General features: G+C 59.2%; 15 protein-coding genes and 1 pseudogene. 9 read left to right on the top strand and 7 right to left on the bottom strand.

Features of this window, described 5'->3' with window-relative positions:
• Positions 1-11: 11 nt before the first annotated feature.
• On the bottom strand, positions 12-677 hold the full coding sequence (locus tag ACYZTR_RS17545; RefSeq protein WP_461972863.1) for a CoA transferase subunit B: 666 nt from the start codon (positions 675-677) through the stop codon (positions 12-14).
• A gap of 33 nt (positions 678-710) precedes the next feature.
• Complete coding sequence (locus ACYZTR_RS17540; RefSeq protein WP_074875602.1) at positions 711-1,409, bottom strand: CoA transferase subunit A; 699 nt, start codon at positions 1,407-1,409, stop codon at positions 711-713.
• A 151-nt stretch (positions 1,410-1,560) separates the two neighbouring features.
• Here ACYZTR_RS17540 and ACYZTR_RS17535 point away from each other — a divergent pair, with 151 nt between their 5' ends.
• Positions 1,561-2,457, top strand: a complete 897-nt coding sequence (locus ACYZTR_RS17535) for a LysR family transcriptional regulator (RefSeq protein WP_461972861.1) — start codon at positions 1,561-1,563, stop codon at positions 2,455-2,457.
• Positions 2,458-2,614: 157 nt separating this feature from the next.
• Here ACYZTR_RS17535 and ACYZTR_RS17530 read toward each other — a convergent pair whose 3' ends face one another.
• The 3 genes from ACYZTR_RS17530 to ACYZTR_RS17520 are packed head-to-tail and all read right to left on the bottom strand — an operon-like array spanning position 2,615 to position 5,528.
• A complete protein-coding gene (locus ACYZTR_RS17530) occupies positions 2,615-3,874 on the bottom strand; it encodes an IS256 family transposase (protein ID WP_461972851.1) in 1,260 nt (419 codons plus the stop codon).
• Positions 3,875-3,913: 39 nt separating this feature from the next.
• Positions 3,914-4,696 (bottom strand): HvfC family RiPP maturation protein, encoded by a 783-nt coding sequence (locus tag ACYZTR_RS17525; RefSeq protein WP_461972859.1) that lies wholly within the window; start codon positions 4,694-4,696, stop codon positions 3,914-3,916.
• Positions 4,689-5,528: an HvfB family MNIO-type RiPP peptide maturase gene (locus ACYZTR_RS17520; RefSeq protein WP_461972857.1), complete on the bottom strand. Its 840-nt coding sequence runs from the start codon at positions 5,526-5,528 to the stop codon at positions 4,689-4,691. Before ACYZTR_RS17520 ends, ACYZTR_RS17525 begins: the two co-directional genes overlap by 8 nt.
• A gap of 317 nt (positions 5,529-5,845) precedes the next feature.
• On the opposite strand from ACYZTR_RS17520, the gene ACYZTR_RS17515 reads away from it, so the two are divergent.
• The 3 genes from ACYZTR_RS17515 to ACYZTR_RS17505 all read left to right on the top strand — a co-directional run bounded on the left by ACYZTR_RS17515 (position 5,846) and on the right by ACYZTR_RS17505 (position 9,159).
• Complete coding sequence (locus tag ACYZTR_RS17515) at positions 5,846-6,892, top strand: class I SAM-dependent methyltransferase (protein ID WP_461972855.1); 1,047 nt, start codon at positions 5,846-5,848, stop codon at positions 6,890-6,892.
• Positions 6,893-7,024: 132 nt separating this feature from the next.
• Complete coding sequence (locus ACYZTR_RS17510) at positions 7,025-7,966, top strand: NAD-dependent protein deacetylase (RefSeq protein WP_461972853.1); 942 nt, start codon at positions 7,025-7,027, stop codon at positions 7,964-7,966.
• A complete protein-coding gene (locus ACYZTR_RS17505; RefSeq protein WP_461972851.1) occupies positions 7,900-9,159 on the top strand; it encodes an IS256 family transposase in 1,260 nt (419 codons plus the stop codon). Before ACYZTR_RS17510 ends, ACYZTR_RS17505 begins: the two co-directional genes overlap by 67 nt.
• An 86-nt stretch (positions 9,160-9,245) precedes the next feature.
• On the opposite strand, the gene ACYZTR_RS17500 is transcribed toward ACYZTR_RS17505, so the two are convergent.
• Both ACYZTR_RS17500 and ACYZTR_RS17495 read right to left on the bottom strand, forming a co-directional pair.
• Positions 9,246-10,547: a sensor histidine kinase gene (locus tag ACYZTR_RS17500; protein ID WP_461972849.1), complete on the bottom strand. Its 1,302-nt coding sequence runs from the start codon at positions 10,545-10,547 to the stop codon at positions 9,246-9,248.
• Positions 10,544-11,284, bottom strand: a complete 741-nt coding sequence (locus tag ACYZTR_RS17495; protein WP_461972847.1) for a response regulator — start codon at positions 11,282-11,284, stop codon at positions 10,544-10,546. Before ACYZTR_RS17495 ends, ACYZTR_RS17500 begins: the two co-directional genes overlap by 4 nt.
• Positions 11,285-11,589: 305 nt before the next feature.
• Between ACYZTR_RS17495 and ACYZTR_RS17490 the strand changes: the two genes are divergently transcribed.
• The 5 genes and pseudogenes from ACYZTR_RS17490 (at position 11,590) to ACYZTR_RS17470 (ending at position 14,581) form a co-directional block, all read left to right on the top strand.
• Positions 11,590-11,853 carry a DUF2790 domain-containing protein gene (locus ACYZTR_RS17490; protein WP_461972845.1) on the top strand — a complete coding sequence of 88 codons (264 nt, stop codon included), beginning with the start codon at positions 11,590-11,592 and terminating at the stop codon, positions 11,851-11,853.
• A 48-nt stretch (positions 11,854-11,901) separates the two neighbouring features.
• On the top strand, positions 11,902-12,105 hold the full coding sequence (locus ACYZTR_RS17485) for a hypothetical protein (protein WP_461972843.1): 204 nt from the start codon (positions 11,902-11,904) through the stop codon (positions 12,103-12,105).
• 82 nt (positions 12,106-12,187) lie between these two features.
• Positions 12,188-13,399: a cytochrome c biogenesis protein DipZ gene (locus ACYZTR_RS17480; protein WP_461972841.1), complete on the top strand. Its 1,212-nt coding sequence runs from the start codon at positions 12,188-12,190 to the stop codon at positions 13,397-13,399.
• A gap of 218 nt (positions 13,400-13,617) precedes the next feature.
• Positions 13,618-13,731: pseudogene (locus ACYZTR_RS17475) on the top strand (nickel-binding protein); the annotation flags it as partial.
• A 37-nt stretch (positions 13,732-13,768) separates the two neighbouring features.
• Positions 13,769-14,581, top strand: coding sequence for a class I SAM-dependent methyltransferase (locus ACYZTR_RS17470; RefSeq protein WP_461972840.1), 813 nt, complete (start codon positions 13,769-13,771; stop codon positions 14,579-14,581).
• Positions 14,582-14,588: the final 7 nt, after the last annotated feature.

The following is a 14,588-nucleotide window of genomic DNA, read 5'->3' as shown; positions in this document are numbered from 1 at the left end:
GGAATAATTCCTCACTGAGCAGCGAACTGCATTTCCGGGACGTGATCCGGCACGATCAGTTTACCGGCGGTCTTGGCGACAATCTCCTCGACGCTGACGCCCGGTGCGCGTTCCTTGAGAATGAACGCACCGTCCTGGATTTCCAGGTAGGCGAGGTCGGTCAGCACGCGCTTGATGCAACCGGCGCCGGTCAGCGGCAGGCTGCATTTGGACAGGAGCTTGGACTCACCGTCCTTGGACGCGTGGGTCATGATAACGATGATGTTGTCTGCACCGGCTACCAGGTCCATCGCGCCGCCCATGCCCTTGACCAGCTTGCCGGGGATCATCCAGGAGGCGATGTTGCCCTGCACGTCGACTTCAAAGGCGCCCAGCACGGTCAGGTCGACATGACCACCGCGAATCATCGCGAAGGACTCGGCCGAGGAAAAGATCGAAGCGCCGATACGCGCGGTCACCGTTTGTTTGCCGGCGTTGATCATGTCGGCATCGATGGTTTCTTCAGTAGGAAAGGGGCCCATGCCGAGCAAGCCGTTTTCCGACTGCAGCATGACTTCCATGCCTTCTGGGATGTAGTTGGCGACCAGGGTCGGAATGCCGATGCCCAGGTTCACGTAAAAGCCGTCCTGCATTTCGCGGGCGACGCGTTGAGCCATTTGTTCGCGGGAAAGTGCCATTGTTGTTATTCCTTCAGGTCCGGGGGCAGGGGATCACTTACGCACGGTGCGCTGTTCGATGCGCTTCTCGAACGTGCCGCAAATGACCCGGTCGACGTAGATGCCAGGGGTGTGGATCTGCGCCGGGTCCAGCTCGCCGGGTTCGACGATTTCTTCGACTTCGACCACGGTGATCTTGCCGGCAGTGGCGGCCAGCGGGTTGAAGTTCTGGGCGGTATGGCGATAGATGACGTTGCCGAAATGGTCGGCTTTCCAGCCTTTGACGATGGCGAAGTCACCGGTGATGGATTCTTCCATCAGGTACTTGCGACCGTGGAATTCGCGCACTTCCTTGCCGTCGGCAACTGGCGTGCCGACGCCGGTGGCGGTGAAGAAAGCGGGGATGCCGGCACCGCCAGCGCGCATTTTTTCGGCCAGGGTGCCTTGAGGGGTCAGGACCACTTCGATGGCGCCGCTGAGCAGTTGCTCCTCGAACATTTTGTTTTCACCAACGTAGGAGGCCACCACCTTGCGGATCTGCCGGTCTTCCAGCAGCACACCCAGGCCGAAACCGTCGACGCCGCAATTGTTGGAAACGACGGTGAGGTCACGGGTGCCTTTGCGCTTGATCTCGGCGATGAGGTTTTCCGGGATCCCGCACAGACCGAAGCCGCCGGCGATCACGGTCATGCCGTCTTCAAGACCTGCCAGAGCTTCCTCATAGGAACTCACGCGCTTGTCGAAACCTGCCATATGCACCTCTTTTATTCTTTGTGGGCGGCTGGCTAGCCGAATGAATTTGAGTGTCTCTTCAGTGGATTAATTTGTTAAGTTGATTTTTAAGGTTGATTGATAGATAAAACTCACCAATCACTTTCCTCGTACTACGTTGGAGACACCGGTCATGACAGTCAAGCAGATCCGCGCGTTCCTGGCCGTGGCCCAGAGTTTGAGTTTTGCCGTGGCCTGCGAGCGGTTGCACCTGTCGCAATCGGCGTTGAGCCTGACCATCAAGGCGCTGGAGGAGGGGCTGGGCGGACGTCTGTTCACCCGCACTACACGCAATGTGGCGTTGACGGCTGAAGGTGAGTCGCTGGTGCCACTGGCTCGGCGCCTGATTGCTGATTGGGACAATGCCGAGGATGAACTGCGGCAGCGTTTCACGCTTCAGCGCGGTCGCGTGACGCTGGCGGCAATGCCGTCGTTTGCCGGCAACCTGCTACCGCCGATCCTGAAAACCTTCCGCGCGCGGTATCCCAAGGTCAATGTCACGGTGAACGACGTGATCAACGAGCAGGTGCTGGAAATGGTGCGTGATCGACAGGTTGAGCTGGGGGTGGCGTTTGAGCCGACTCAGAGTTCATCGCTGGAATTCACGCCGTTGTACATGGACCGTTTTGTTGCCGTGGTGCCTCTTGATTCTGCGTTCGCCGAACTGGGCGATATCGATTGGCAGACCTTGCTCAAGGAACCGTTCATTACCTTGCAGCGTCCGTCGACGGTTCGGGTGATGCTGGAAGAACACTTGCAGGCTCGAGGGATGAAGTTGCCAGTGGAGTTTGAAAGCCATCAATTGGCGACGGTGGGACGGATGGTGGCCAGCGGGTTGGGGGTGAGTGCAGTGCCGGCGCTGTGCGCCGGGCAGATGCGGGAGCTGGGGGCGCGGTGTATTACCTTGCGGGACCCGGTGGTGGAGCGGGCGATTGGGGTGTTGACGAAGCCTGGGGTGGAATTGTCGGCGGCGGCTCAGGCGTTGTTCGATATCCTCAAGGAAGAAAACCTCGGCCAGCGCCTCCACTGATCGTTCCCACGCGCGTGGGAACGATCAGAGTGAGAGGTGTTGCGCCAGTAAGGAGAGTGTCAGTTTTTTTGTGTGCGGGCCGATAACGGCCTGCCGGAGAGTGTCAGTTTTTTTGTGTGCGGGCCGATAACGGCCTGCCGTCAGGCAGACCTTCATTTCAATAGCTCGGCCTGCTGAATCGATCTCCGTACAAAATCGCAAATTGATTCATGGCGCTCTTCCAATCGTGGGCCGCAGTGCCCCAATTGGCGGTGATATTTTGCAGTGCAAGCCAAATCAATTTCGTCGCAGCTTCGTCAGTTGGAAAGTGGCCTCTTGTCTTGATGATCTTGCGCAACTGAGCATTGATACTCTCGATGGCGTTGGTGGTGTAGATCACTTTTCGTATGGCTGGCGGGAAAACGAAAAATGGGATGACTCGGTCCCAAGCGCGTCTCCAGGCCGCAGCTACCGTTGGATATTGCTTGCCCCAAGGTCCAGCCTCGAACGCCTCTAGAGCTTGCTCGGCAACTTCAGCGTTGAGCGCTTGATAGATCGGCTTCAGCGCTTTGGCCAGCTCACGCCGCTTGTCCCAAGCCGCGTAATCAAGGCTGTTGCGGATCAAGTGGACGATACAAGTCTGTAACGTCGTCTCAGGGAACACCGCACTCAAGGCTTCTGGCATCCCTTTCAAGCCATCAGTTACCGCGATCAAAACGTCTTCGACGCCTCGGGTCTTGAGGTCATTGAAAACCTTCATCCAGAACTTGGCGCCCTCGGTAGTTTCAATCCAGATGCCCAAAATATCTCGGGTACCGTCCGGTAATACGCCCAGGGCCAAGTAGATTGCCTTGTTGCGAACCACCCCCTCGTCACGGATTTTGACCCGCAGCGCATCGAAGAAAATGACCGGATACATGGGTTCAAGTGGGCGTTGCTGCCAAGTACTGACTTCTTCCAGAACAGCGTCGGTGACTGAGCTGATGAAGTCAGGGGAGACGTCTGTCCCGTATTGCTCCGAGAGGAATGCACGAATCTCGCGAACGGTCATGCCGCGGGCATACATGGCAATGATTTTGTCATCGAAGCCTGTAAAACGGCGTTCGTGCTTGGGGATCAGGATCGGAGCAAAGCTGCCATCCCGGTCTCTGGGGATGTCCAGGCGCAACGGGCCGTCATCGGTGAGCACGGTTTTGCCGCTTTTGCCGTTGCGCTGGTTACTCGAATCCTCAGGACGCTCCGCGCCCTGAGGGTAGCCCAGGTGGTGCCCCAACTCCGCACCAAGCACCCGCTCGATCAGCGCTTTTTTGAACGCCATCGAGGCGTCCTGAATGGCTTCTGCACTCATCGGGCCGTTTACGAACTGATCAATCAGCTCTTTTGGAATGGCTGGAAGGTCTCGCGTGGCCTCACGGGCCGGTTTTTTCTTAGTCGGCATACATGCACCTCTTCAACATGATATGCCCGAACACAAAATTTATGACACTCCCGAGCGTGGGAACGAGCATGCCAAGCCCACCACCCCTTCTTCATGCATCTGCTGCAGTAATGCCAAGCCGCTTTCCATAAACGCCGGCGACCCAGCCATCCCCGCCTCCACCGCCAACCCTTCCAGCTGCGCACGCCCGTCCAGCTGAGGAAACACCTCAATCCGCTGCAACAACCGCCACGCCAACGGACTCAACTCGGAGAACTTCACGCTCCAGTTCTCAGCTCGACGAACCAACAACAACGTCGGCTGAACCGGTGCCGACTCCGGTCGATAATCCGGCCCCACCAACTGCACCGGCCAGGCATACGCCAACGGCCAGGCCAGCGGCGACACCTGCAACGGTCGGTCCAGCAATGACCCGGCGTCGCTCAGCGGCAACGGCTCGGCCTCGGATTGTTGCAGCGCCATCTCGACCCATTCGTAATGCGCCAGCTCCACCATGAACGGCGGCCACGGCCCATCGCTCAACGCCTGCGGTTCCGAGGCCAGAAACTCGACAAATTCCTGGGCGATCTCGCCGAATTTTGGCGTGTGTGCACGGTAGTCCCGCAGGAATATCCGCACCAGCGAACGCCAGCCATCATCGCCAAGAATCTTCACCAGCACTGCAAAGGTGCCGCTGAGCAGCGATGACAGGTTGGAGAACACCAGGTCGCGGTAAACCTGCGCCCGTGCCACGTCCATTTCAGCCGGTGGCGCACAATGATCGGGATCGCGCAGGTAAAGGCCCAAGGTGTTTTGCTGCTGAAACAGGTTCGGCTTATCCACGGTTCACCCCCTCGGCTTGCAGGCGGCGAATGGTCTGCAACTCAGCCACCAGTTCGCAAAATGCCGGAAAGTTGAAGTCCCGCTCCAGCAATGTCGGTTGCGCGCCGAATCGAGCGTAAGCCTCAGCCAGCAACGACCAGACCACCGGTTTCACTGAAGCGCCGTGGGTGTCGATTTTCAACGTGTCGGACTCATCGAAATGCCCGGCCACGTGCATGGCAACCACCCGGCCCGAATCGATGCCGGCCAAAAAGGCCTGCGGATCGAAACCGTGATTGATCGAGTTGACGTAGACATTATTGACGTCCAGTAGCAGGTCGCAATCGGCTTCGCGCAGCACCGCGTTGGTGAAGGTCAGCTCGTCCATGTCCTGCTGTGGCGCGGCGTAGTAGGAGACGTTTTCCACCGCCAGGCGCCGGCCGAGAATGTCCTGGGCCTGACGGATTCGCGCGGCGACGTGATGCACCGCTTCTTCGGTAAAGGGCAACGGCAACAGGTCGTACAGGTGGCCGTCATCGCTGCAGTAGCTCAAATGCTCGCTGTACAGCGGCACGTTGTATAGATCGAGGAAAACCCGTACTTCCTGCACAAACCCGACGTCCAGCGCTGCCGGGCCGCCCAATGACAAGGACAAGCCATGACAGGACAACGGATAACGCTCGGCCAGGGCACGCAACGCATGGCCATGAGCGCCGCCGATGCCGATCCAGTTTTCCGGGGCAACTTCCAGAAAATCAAAATTGCCAGTGCGGGCGGCTTGAAGGTCTTTCATTAAACCGCGACGCAAGCCGAGCCCGACGGTCGCTTTCGCTGAGAGGGTGGGAGTTTGCATGAAGCGATCTCAATGATTGTCAGAACGGAATCACAGTTAATCGAAGCGGTGTATCGAGTCTGTGTTCGGCAGTGCCTTGGTGTTGGGGAAACTGTATCGGGACGGGGGTTGGATACAGTGGGATACACGGTGGCAGTCAGGGAAATGTGGTCCACAGGACTTTCGTCGCTCCGAGCAGCGTTACACGGACCCCGGACTAAACTTACTGCACGCAGGACGTGCTTATCGTCCTGATCATTCCCACGACCACCGCCCAGAGGTGAACGCCTCGAAAAACAAGGCTTCTGGACCGTGATCCTGCTGAAGGAGCACACGTGATGGACGAGGCCAGACTCAATGACTTCATGGGCAAACTGGTGAACGACATGGGCGGCGCGGCGATGCTCGCCAATGTCATCCTCGGCGAAGAACTCGGACTGTACCGGGCCATGGCCGACAGTCAGCCAGTCACCCCTGAAGCCCTCGCCGACAAAACCGGCTGCAACACCCGCCTGCTGCGCGAATGGCTCAGCGCCCACGCTGCTTCCGGTTACATGGAACACCGCGACGGCCAGTTCCGCCTGCCCGAAGAGCAGGCTCTGGCATTGGCGATCGAAGACTCACCGGTCTATGTGGCGGGGGGTATCGGGGTGGTCGCATCGTTTTTCCATGACAAGGACAAACTGGTCAACGCCATGCGCGGCGATGGTGCCCTCGCCTGGGGCGATCACCATCCGTGCATGTTCAGCGGCACGGAGCGGTTCTTCCGGCCAGGTTACAAAGCGCACTTGGTCGCCGAATGGCTGCCAGCACTCGACGGCGTGGTCGCCAAACTGAAGGCTGGCGCCAAGGTGGCAGATATCGGCTGCGGGCATGGCGCATCAACCGTGATCATGGCCCAGGCGTTCCCCGATTCGCGATTCGTCGGTTTCGACTACCACGCGCCCTCTGTCACGGTCGCCACCCAACGCGCCGAAGCAGGTGGCGTGTCCGGGCGGGCGCGGTTCTTCCAGGGCACGGCAAAAAGCTACCCCGGCAACGACTATGACCTGGTCTGCTACTTCGACTGCCTGCACGACATGGGCGACCCGGTGGGTGCAGCGCGGCACGCTTATGACTCGCTGAAACCGGACGGCACGGTGTTGCTGGTGGAACCGTTCGCCAATGACTCGCTCGACGACAACACCACCCCCGTTGGTCGGTTGTTCTACGCCGCCTCGACCTTCATCTGCACCCCGAACTCGCTGTCCCAGGAAGTCGGCCTCGGTCTCGGTGCCCAGGCTGGCGAGGGGCGACTGCGCAAAGTCTTCACCGAGGCGGGGTTCAAGACGTTCCGTCGGGCCACGGAAACACCGTTCAACCTGATTCTGGAGGCGCGTAAATAGTCATCGCAAATGTAGGAGCACGGCTTGCCGGCGATGGCGTCCTTAAGATCGCCATCGCCGGCAAGCCGTGCTCCTACAGGGTGGTCGGCAAATGCTACCCTGCAAGCACTGATGGTCCCCGGAGTGTTGAACATGCCAGGCAGCCCCATTCGCGAACAACTCGACCGCCTCCAGCAGTTAATGGCCGACCGGCCGTTTGTGGTCCTGACCGGTGCCGGCATCAGTACTCCGTCGGGCATTCCGGACTACCGCGACAACCAAGGCGTGCGGCGTGGCCGGCAGCCGATGATGTATCAGGAATTTCTCTCGGCACCCGAATCCCGGCGGCGCTATTGGGCGCGAGCGATGCTCGGTTGGCCACGGGTGCGCCAGGCTCAGCCGAATGCGGCCCACGAGGCCTTGGCCAGTTTGCAAAGTTCGCAGCAGATCAGCGGGCTGATCACTCAAAACGTCGACACCCTGCACGACCAGGCCGGCAGCCATGATGTCATCGAACTCCACGGCAGCCTGCACCGGGTCTTGTGCCTGGACTGCGGGAAGCGCAGCGAACGGGATTCGATCCAGCAACTGATGGAAGTGCAGAACCCGTATCTGGCCGGGGTGGACGCAGTGCAGGCACCGGATGGCGATACCCTGCTCGACGCGGCTTTTGAAGCGCGCTTTCAGGTGCCGCATTGTCCGCACTGCGCCGGGGAACGGATGAAGCCGGACGTGGTGTTTTTTGGCGAGAACGTGGCGCAGGCGACGGCGGCCAAGGCAATGGCGGCGGTCGAAAAGGCGGCGGGATTGTTGGTGGTCGGGTCTTCGTTGATGGCGTATTCGGCGTTTCGGTTGTGCCGGGCGGTGGCGGATCAGGGGAAGCCGTTGATTGCGATCAATTTGGGGAAGACTCGGGCGGATGAGATTCTGGATATGAAAATAGAAGCCTCGTGTGAGCGGCTTTTACCCTTACTGGGGGAGTGTCATAAATTTTGTGTTCGGGCATATCATGTTGAAGAGGTGCATGTATGCCGACTAAGAAAAAACCGGCCCGTGAGGCCACGCGAGACCTTCCAGCCATTCCAAAAGAGCTGATTGATCAGTTCGTAAACGGCCCGATGAGTGCAGAAGCCATTCAGGACGCCTCGATGGCGTTCAAAAAAGCGCTGATCGAGCGGGTGCTTGGTGCGGAGTTGGGGCACCACCTGGGCTACCCTCAGGGCGCGGAGCGTCCTGAGGATTCGAGTAACCAGCGCAACGGCAAAAGCGGCAAAACCGTGCTCACCGATGACGGCCCGTTGCGCCTGGACATCCCCAGAGACCGGGATGGCAGCTTTGCTCCGATCCTGATCCCCAAGCACGAACGCCGTTTTACAGGCTTCGATGACAAAATCATTGCCATGTATGCCCGCGGCATGACCGTTCGCGAGATTCGTGCATTCCTCTCGGAGCAATACGGGACAGACGTCTCCCCTGACTTCATCAGCTCAGTCACCGACGCTGTTCTGGAAGAAGTCAGTACTTGGCAGCAACGCCCACTTGAACCCATGTATCCGGTCATTTTCTTCGATGCGCTGCGGGTCAAAATCCGTGACGAGGGGGTGGTTCGCAACAAGGCAATCTACTTGGCCCTGGGCGTATTACCGGACGGTACCCGAGATATTTTGGGCATCTGGATTGAAACTACCGAGGGCGCCAAGTTCTGGATGAAGGTTTTCAATGACCTCAAGACCCGAGGCGTCGAAGACGTTTTGATCGCGGTAACTGATGGCTTGAAAGGGATGCCAGAAGCCTTGAGTGCGGTGTTCCCTGAGACGACGTTACAGACTTGTATCGTCCACTTGATCCGCAACAGCCTTGATTACGCGGCTTGGGACAAGCGGCGTGAGCTGGCCAAAGCGCTGAAGCCGATCTATCAAGCGCTCAACGCTGAAGTTGCCGAGCAAGCTCTAGAGGCGTTCGAGGCTGGACCTTGGGGCAAGCAATATCCAACGGTAGCTGCGGCCTGGAGACGCGCTTGGGACCGAGTCATCCCATTTTTCGTTTTCCCGCCAGCCATACGAAAAGTGATCTACACCACCAACGCCATCGAGAGTATCAATGCTCAGTTGCGCAAGATCATCAAGACAAGAGGCCACTTTCCAACTGACGAAGCTGCGACGAAATTGATTTGGCTTGCACTGCAAAATATCACCGCCAATTGGGGCACTGCGGCCCACGATTGGAAGAGCGCCATGAATCAATTTGCGATTTTGTACGGAGATCGATTCAGCAGGCCGAGCTATTGAAATGAAGGTCTGCCTGACGGCAGGCCGTTATCGGCCCGCACACAAAAAAACTGACACTCTCCCACGCTCTGGTGGGAACGATCATGTTACTGAGCCGGTAATCTAAGCTCCGCACACAACCCACCCCCCTCACGATTACTCAACGTCAACGACCCACCCATCGCGATAGCCAACTGCTGCGCAATTGCCAACCCCAACCCGGTCCCGCCGGTGCTGCGGTTACGCGAGTTCTCCACGCGATAAAACGGTTCCATCACCTGAGCCAATTCCTCCTCGGCAATCCCTGGCCCGCGGTCCATCACCTTCACCGACAAACTGCCGTCAGCCTTCGCTTCCACCCACACCTCGGCGGCACCCGCAAATTTCAGTGCGTTGTCCGTCAGGTTCACCAGCACCCGCCGCAGGGCGTGCGGTCGGGTGTCGATCACCGTGTCGCTTTTGCCTCCGAGCTGCACGTCTTTGCCCATGTCCTGATAATCGAACACCAGGCTGTCGAGGAACGAATCCAGATGGGTGCGACGACTTTCCTCGGTGGCGCCATGAACGCTGCGGGCATAGGCCACGCCTTCGCGCACCAGGTGTTCTATCTCGCCAAGATCATTCCAGAGTTTGTCTTTCTCGGCGGAGTCATCCATGAATTCGGCGCGCAGTTTCATGCGGGTGATCGGGGTTTGCAGGTCGTGGGAAATCGCCGCCAGCAGCTGCATGCGCTCCTTCAGGTAAGCGGCGATGCGCGCCTGCATCGAATTGAACGCCTTGGCGGCATGCGCGACTTCGGTCGGGCCTTTTTCATCCAGGTGCACTGCATGGGTGTTGGGGTCCAGGGTTTCTACGGCCTGAGCCAGGCGGGTGAGGGGGCGAATGACGATTCTTACGGCCAGCCAGGTGCAAAGGATCATCAATGCCAGTTGCCCCAGCAATACGATGGGTAACCACGGCGACAACGGCACCATCGAGGGTCGCACGTCGATGGTCAGCGGGCTGCCGTCCGCCAGTTTCAGGTGGACCTGAAAATGTTTATTTGCCCCGGGGATGTCGGTCACAGTCATCGGGTAATCCTTGCCGATGGCCTCTTTGATCGAAGTCATCGCTATGGGCGAATCGCTCATGGGTAGGCCGGGCGAGCCTTCGTTCAACAAATAGCGGTAGTTACGTCGATCCAGTTGTTGCAGCCAACTCATGCGCTCTTCGGCCGGCAAGCGGTCGAGGATGGCGAGGGAGGTCGAGACGTCGGTTTCCAGATTACCCAGCATGGTGTTCTTTGTGCTTTCGTATCGCTCGTAGTACTGCGCGCCGAAGGACAGTGCCTGCGCGAGAATCAAGCCGATCAGGAAGATCAGCGACAGTCGCGAGGCCAGGGTGCGAGGCCAACGAATCGAGCGTTTCATGAGGGCGCCCCGAGCACTTCCACCGGCAGGGAAAACACATAGCCTTCACTGCGCACGGTTTTGATGTAGGCCGGTTCGCGGGCATCGTCCAACAAGCGCTGACGCAAACGGCTGACCAGCAAGTCGATGGAGCGGTCGAACAAATCAGCGTCGCGGCCCTGGGTCAAGTTCAGCAATTGATCGCGATTGAGTACCCGCTGAGGGTGATCGAGGAACACCCGCAGCAGCCGATATTCGGCGCCGCTGAGCGCGACCAGGGTGCCGTCGTCATCGAGCAAGTGCCGGGCCGAGGTGTCCAGTCGCCAGCGCCCGAAGGCCAGCAGGCGACCGCTTTCGGTGACCACCAGGTTGGGCGGCAGCATCCGCGTGCGACGCAGCACGGCGTTGATTCGGGCGAGCAATTCACGAGCAGCGAACGGCTTGACCAGGTAATCGTCGGCGCCCATTTCCAGGCCGATGATGCGGTCGGTTTCATCGTTGCGCGCGGTGAGCATCAGCACCGGCGTGGCCTTGTGTTTGCCGGCGCGCAACTCACGGCACAGCATCAGGCCATCGTCGCCCGGCATCATGATATCGAGCACGATCAGGTCCACCGGCGTGGATTCCAGGAAGGCGCGCATTTGCCGTCCATCCGCCACGACGGTGGTGCGCAGGCCGTTTTTCTTGAGGTAGTTGCCTACCAGCTCTCGGATCTCGCGGTCATCGTCCACGATGAGAATGTGATCGACGTGTTCCATTTGGCCAGACCTCTGTAGATGGGGGATGTCGCGCAGTCTATCGAGCCTTGGCCCGTTCGCCCGCAGCCCTTTGTATTGCAGTGTATCTGGCGTGTCGACGGATACACGCGGACGCAAAAACCCGAATGTTCAGGGGGTTTGTATCGCTGTGTATCAGGGGGCAGCTTTGATACGTACCGATTTACACGCGCCTGTTCCCGACACATACGGGATACCTCGCGGGCATTTAATAGGTTCCATCGAGGCAAGCCAAGCCGCCTCGGCCCAATAAACGATTGACCTATTGAAGCCTTGAGGAAACCACCATGAACACCAAAGCCGTCTACGCCGCTTGCCTGTTTGCCGCCCTGAACATCTGCACCTTGTCGGCCCGCGCTGAAGCCGATGTCACCCCTGAAACCTACACCTACGGCACGCACCTGGACATCAAGAAAGTGCTGTCGCTGAAACAGGACGCCTCGCCTTCCTGTGGGGTTGTGGATGCCCAGATGACCTACCTGGATTCCCATAACAAAACCCAGGTTCTGGACTACCGCAAAGTGGCTGACAGTTGCAACTCAGACAACTGAGTGCTTCGGCCGCGCAACGCCAACCCCATTTGAAACAGGAAGAACATCATGAACACCGTAAGCCGCTTTTTGACGGCCATTGCCTTCTCCGTAGCCGCCCATGCCAACGCTGCTGTTGAACAAAAAAGCTGTGGCAGCGCTACTTGCTTCCAACTGACGCCAGTGGCGCAGAAGGGCGGTAGTGCCTTCCTGGCGCAGGATGGTTCCAGCCGGACGCCGCAGGGGCAGTTGATGGATAACCAGACGGCTTGAGGCCAGAACATTGATCTGTGAACACCACCGATCCCACAGGGGACGTGTGGTGAGTCGCCCTCCATAATTTCAAGGTGATCCCATGTTTCTCATCGCTTTCCTCGGCGGCATATTGACCGTCCTCAGCCCTTGCATCCTCCCGGTCGTGCCGTTCCTGTTCGCCGGTGTTAAACGTACACGTTCCTCGATCCTGCTCACCCTCGGCGGTATGGTGCTGACCTTTGCCCTGATCTCCAGCCTGGCCGTGGTCAGCAGCGAGTGGGTGGCACACGCCAGCAACACCGGCCGTCATGTGGCCCTCATCGTGATGGTGCTGTTCGCCCTGTCGCTGATTTCCGCCCGTGTCGGTGACTGGCTGGCCCGTCCTTTCGTGGCGCTGGGCAATCGCATCGACCCCGACACCCGCCAAATGTCCGGCCCGTTGAGTTCGGTCATGATCGGTGTCGCCACCGGCCTGCTCTGGGCACCGTGTGCCGGGCCGATCCTCGGGGTCATCCTCACGGGCGCCATGCTGCAAGGTGCAAACGCTCAAACCAGCCTGTTACTGGTGGCGTACGGCGTGGGCAGCGCATTGTCCCTGGGCACCTTGATCTTCGCCGGTCGCGGCCTCGTCAATCGCTTGAAATCGTCGATCCCGATTACCGGTTGGCTGCGTCGCGGCACCGGTGTTGCGGTGCTGGCGGCTGCGGCGGTGATCTCCACCGGCGCCGACAAAACACTGCTGGCCGGGACCTCGTCCGAAGGCGTCACCACGATTGAACAACGTGTGTTGGAAACTGTACCGAAAGTCGTCGACTACTTCGTCAGCAAGGTCAAGGCAGACTCGTCCATGGACAACGCCCAAGGCGCCATGCCGTCGCTGTCCGGTGCAGTCGAATGGCTTAACTCGCCGGCGCTGAGCAACGATTCGCTGAAAGGCAAAGTGGTGCTGGTGGACTTCTGGACCTACGACTGCATCAACTGCCAGAACACCTTGCCTTACGTGAAGGACTGGGCGAAGAAATACGAGAAGGACGGCCTGGTCGTGATCGGTGTGCACACCCCTGAATACGGTTACGAACGCATCATCGACAACGTCAAGGATCAGGTAAAAAAGCTCGGCATCACCTACCCGGTGGCCATCGACAACAACTACGCAATCTGGCGCAACTTCGACAACCATTACTGGCCCGCTCACTACCTGATCGATGCCAAGGGTCAGGTGCGTTTCACCCACTTTGGTGAAGGTCGATATGAAACCCAGGAGAAGATGATTCAGCAGTTGCTGGAAGAGGCTAAAGCGCCCGCTGCGTAATGCATCAAATCAATGGCTCACAGGCTCCGCGCCGTGGGCCATTGGTTTTTTCTCCTGACTGCGCCGCCACGCCGCGGGTGGTGAGCTTGATTGTGAGCCTGGCGCGCCAGAGCGTGAAATCTCCGGACGATCGGACAGGGTTGGCCGACGATCGGGCAGGACGCCAGCGTTGCCCGGCGCGATAGTGGGCAAACAGGGTCTGCCGACCCTGTCATCGCGTGTACATCGCGCCGAACGAAGAGTTGATCAGGGAGCATGCCAGGCAGAGCGGTTTCCCAGCCAACTGCATTTCCCAGGTCACGGCCATCATCGATCCGACCACGGCCGAATAAGCCGGGCTGCGTTCCAACCCGCAACGGAGCGGAATTCATGAGTACATCCATTGATCTTACTGCCTTGAAGAACCGTCAGATGGTCTCTTGGGCCAGTGGCGACTATGCCGTGATCGGCACCACCTTGCAGATCGTCGGCGAGCAACTCGCCGAAGCCTGCGACCTGCTTTGCGATGAACGCGTGCTCGACGTGGCCGCCGGCAACGGTAACGCGACACTCGCCGCCGCGCGCCGTGGTTGCCACGTCACCTCCACTGACTACGTGGCCGCGCTGCTGGAACGCGGCGAAGACCGGGCCAGGGCAGAACGCCTCGATGTGATGTTTCAAGTGGCCGACGCTGAAGCCTTGCCGTTCGAGGATGGGAGCTTCGATGCCGTGCTGTCGACCTTCGGCGTGATGTTTACGCCGGACCAGCCCAAAGCCGCTGCAGAACTGGCGCGGGTCTGTCGTCCTGGAGGGCGGATCGGCCTGGCGAACTGGACGCCCGAAGGTTTCGTCGGCCAGATGTTCAAGACCCTCGGACGCCACCTACCGCCACCGCCGGGGGCACAACCGCCTTCGCAGTGGGGCACCGAAGCCTGGTTGCACACGCATTTTGACGACAGTGACTTTCTGGTTCAGGTGACGCGCAAGGCCTTCAATTTCCGGTACCGCTCGGCCGCGCATTTCATCGACACGTTCCGCACCTGGTACGGCCCGGTCCATAAGGCGTTCGCGGCGCTGCCTCCTGAAGGCGCCCAGGCGCTGGAAAACGACCTGACTGAACTGATCAACCGTTTGAACAGAGCGGGAGAAAAATCGCTGGTGGTGCCGAGTGAATACCTTGAGGTCGTCATCACCCGGCGTTGACCTGCCA

This window comes from Pseudomonas sp. Hz4, assembly GCF_054898165.1.
Note: the sequence above shows the minus strand (reverse complement) of the source record. Positions and strands in the feature narration are given on the sequence as shown.

What these genes read in the sequence shown, in the direction of transcription:
- ACYZTR_RS17540 (WP_074875602.1), bottom strand. Translation starts at nt 1,409, where the DNA reads ATGGCAGGTTTCGACAAGCGCGTGAGTTCCTATGAGGAAGCTCTGGCA.
- ACYZTR_RS17535 (WP_461972861.1), top strand. Translation starts at nt 1,561, where the DNA reads ATGACAGTCAAGCAGATCCGCGCGTTCCTGGCCGTGGCCCAGAGTTTG.
- ACYZTR_RS17470 (WP_461972840.1), top strand. Translation starts at nt 13,769, where the DNA reads ATGAGTACATCCATTGATCTTACTGCCTTGAAGAACCGTCAGATGGTC.
- ACYZTR_RS17510 (WP_461972853.1), top strand. Translation starts at nt 7,025, where the DNA reads ATGCCAGGCAGCCCCATTCGCGAACAACTCGACCGCCTCCAGCAGTTA.
- ACYZTR_RS17515 (WP_461972855.1), top strand. Translation starts at nt 5,846, where the DNA reads ATGGACGAGGCCAGACTCAATGACTTCATGGGCAAACTGGTGAACGAC.
- ACYZTR_RS17530 (WP_461972851.1), bottom strand. Translation starts at nt 3,874, where the DNA reads ATGCCGACTAAGAAAAAACCGGCCCGTGAGGCCACGCGAGACCTTCCA.
- ACYZTR_RS17500 (WP_461972849.1), bottom strand. Translation starts at nt 10,547, where the DNA reads ATGAAACGCTCGATTCGTTGGCCTCGCACCCTGGCCTCGCGACTGTCG.
- ACYZTR_RS17520 (WP_461972857.1), bottom strand. Translation starts at nt 5,528, where the DNA reads ATGCAAACTCCCACCCTCTCAGCGAAAGCGACCGTCGGGCTCGGCTTG.
- ACYZTR_RS17480 (WP_461972841.1), top strand. Translation starts at nt 12,188, where the DNA reads ATGTTTCTCATCGCTTTCCTCGGCGGCATATTGACCGTCCTCAGCCCT.
- ACYZTR_RS17490 (WP_461972845.1), top strand. Translation starts at nt 11,590, where the DNA reads ATGAACACCAAAGCCGTCTACGCCGCTTGCCTGTTTGCCGCCCTGAAC.
- ACYZTR_RS17485 (WP_461972843.1), top strand. Translation starts at nt 11,902, where the DNA reads ATGAACACCGTAAGCCGCTTTTTGACGGCCATTGCCTTCTCCGTAGCC.
- ACYZTR_RS17545 (WP_461972863.1), bottom strand. Translation starts at nt 677, where the DNA reads ATGGCACTTTCCCGCGAACAAATGGCTCAACGCGTCGCCCGCGAAATG.
- ACYZTR_RS17505 (WP_461972851.1), top strand. Translation starts at nt 7,900, where the DNA reads ATGCCGACTAAGAAAAAACCGGCCCGTGAGGCCACGCGAGACCTTCCA.
- ACYZTR_RS17495 (WP_461972847.1), bottom strand. Translation starts at nt 11,284, where the DNA reads ATGGAACACGTCGATCACATTCTCATCGTGGACGATGACCGCGAGATC.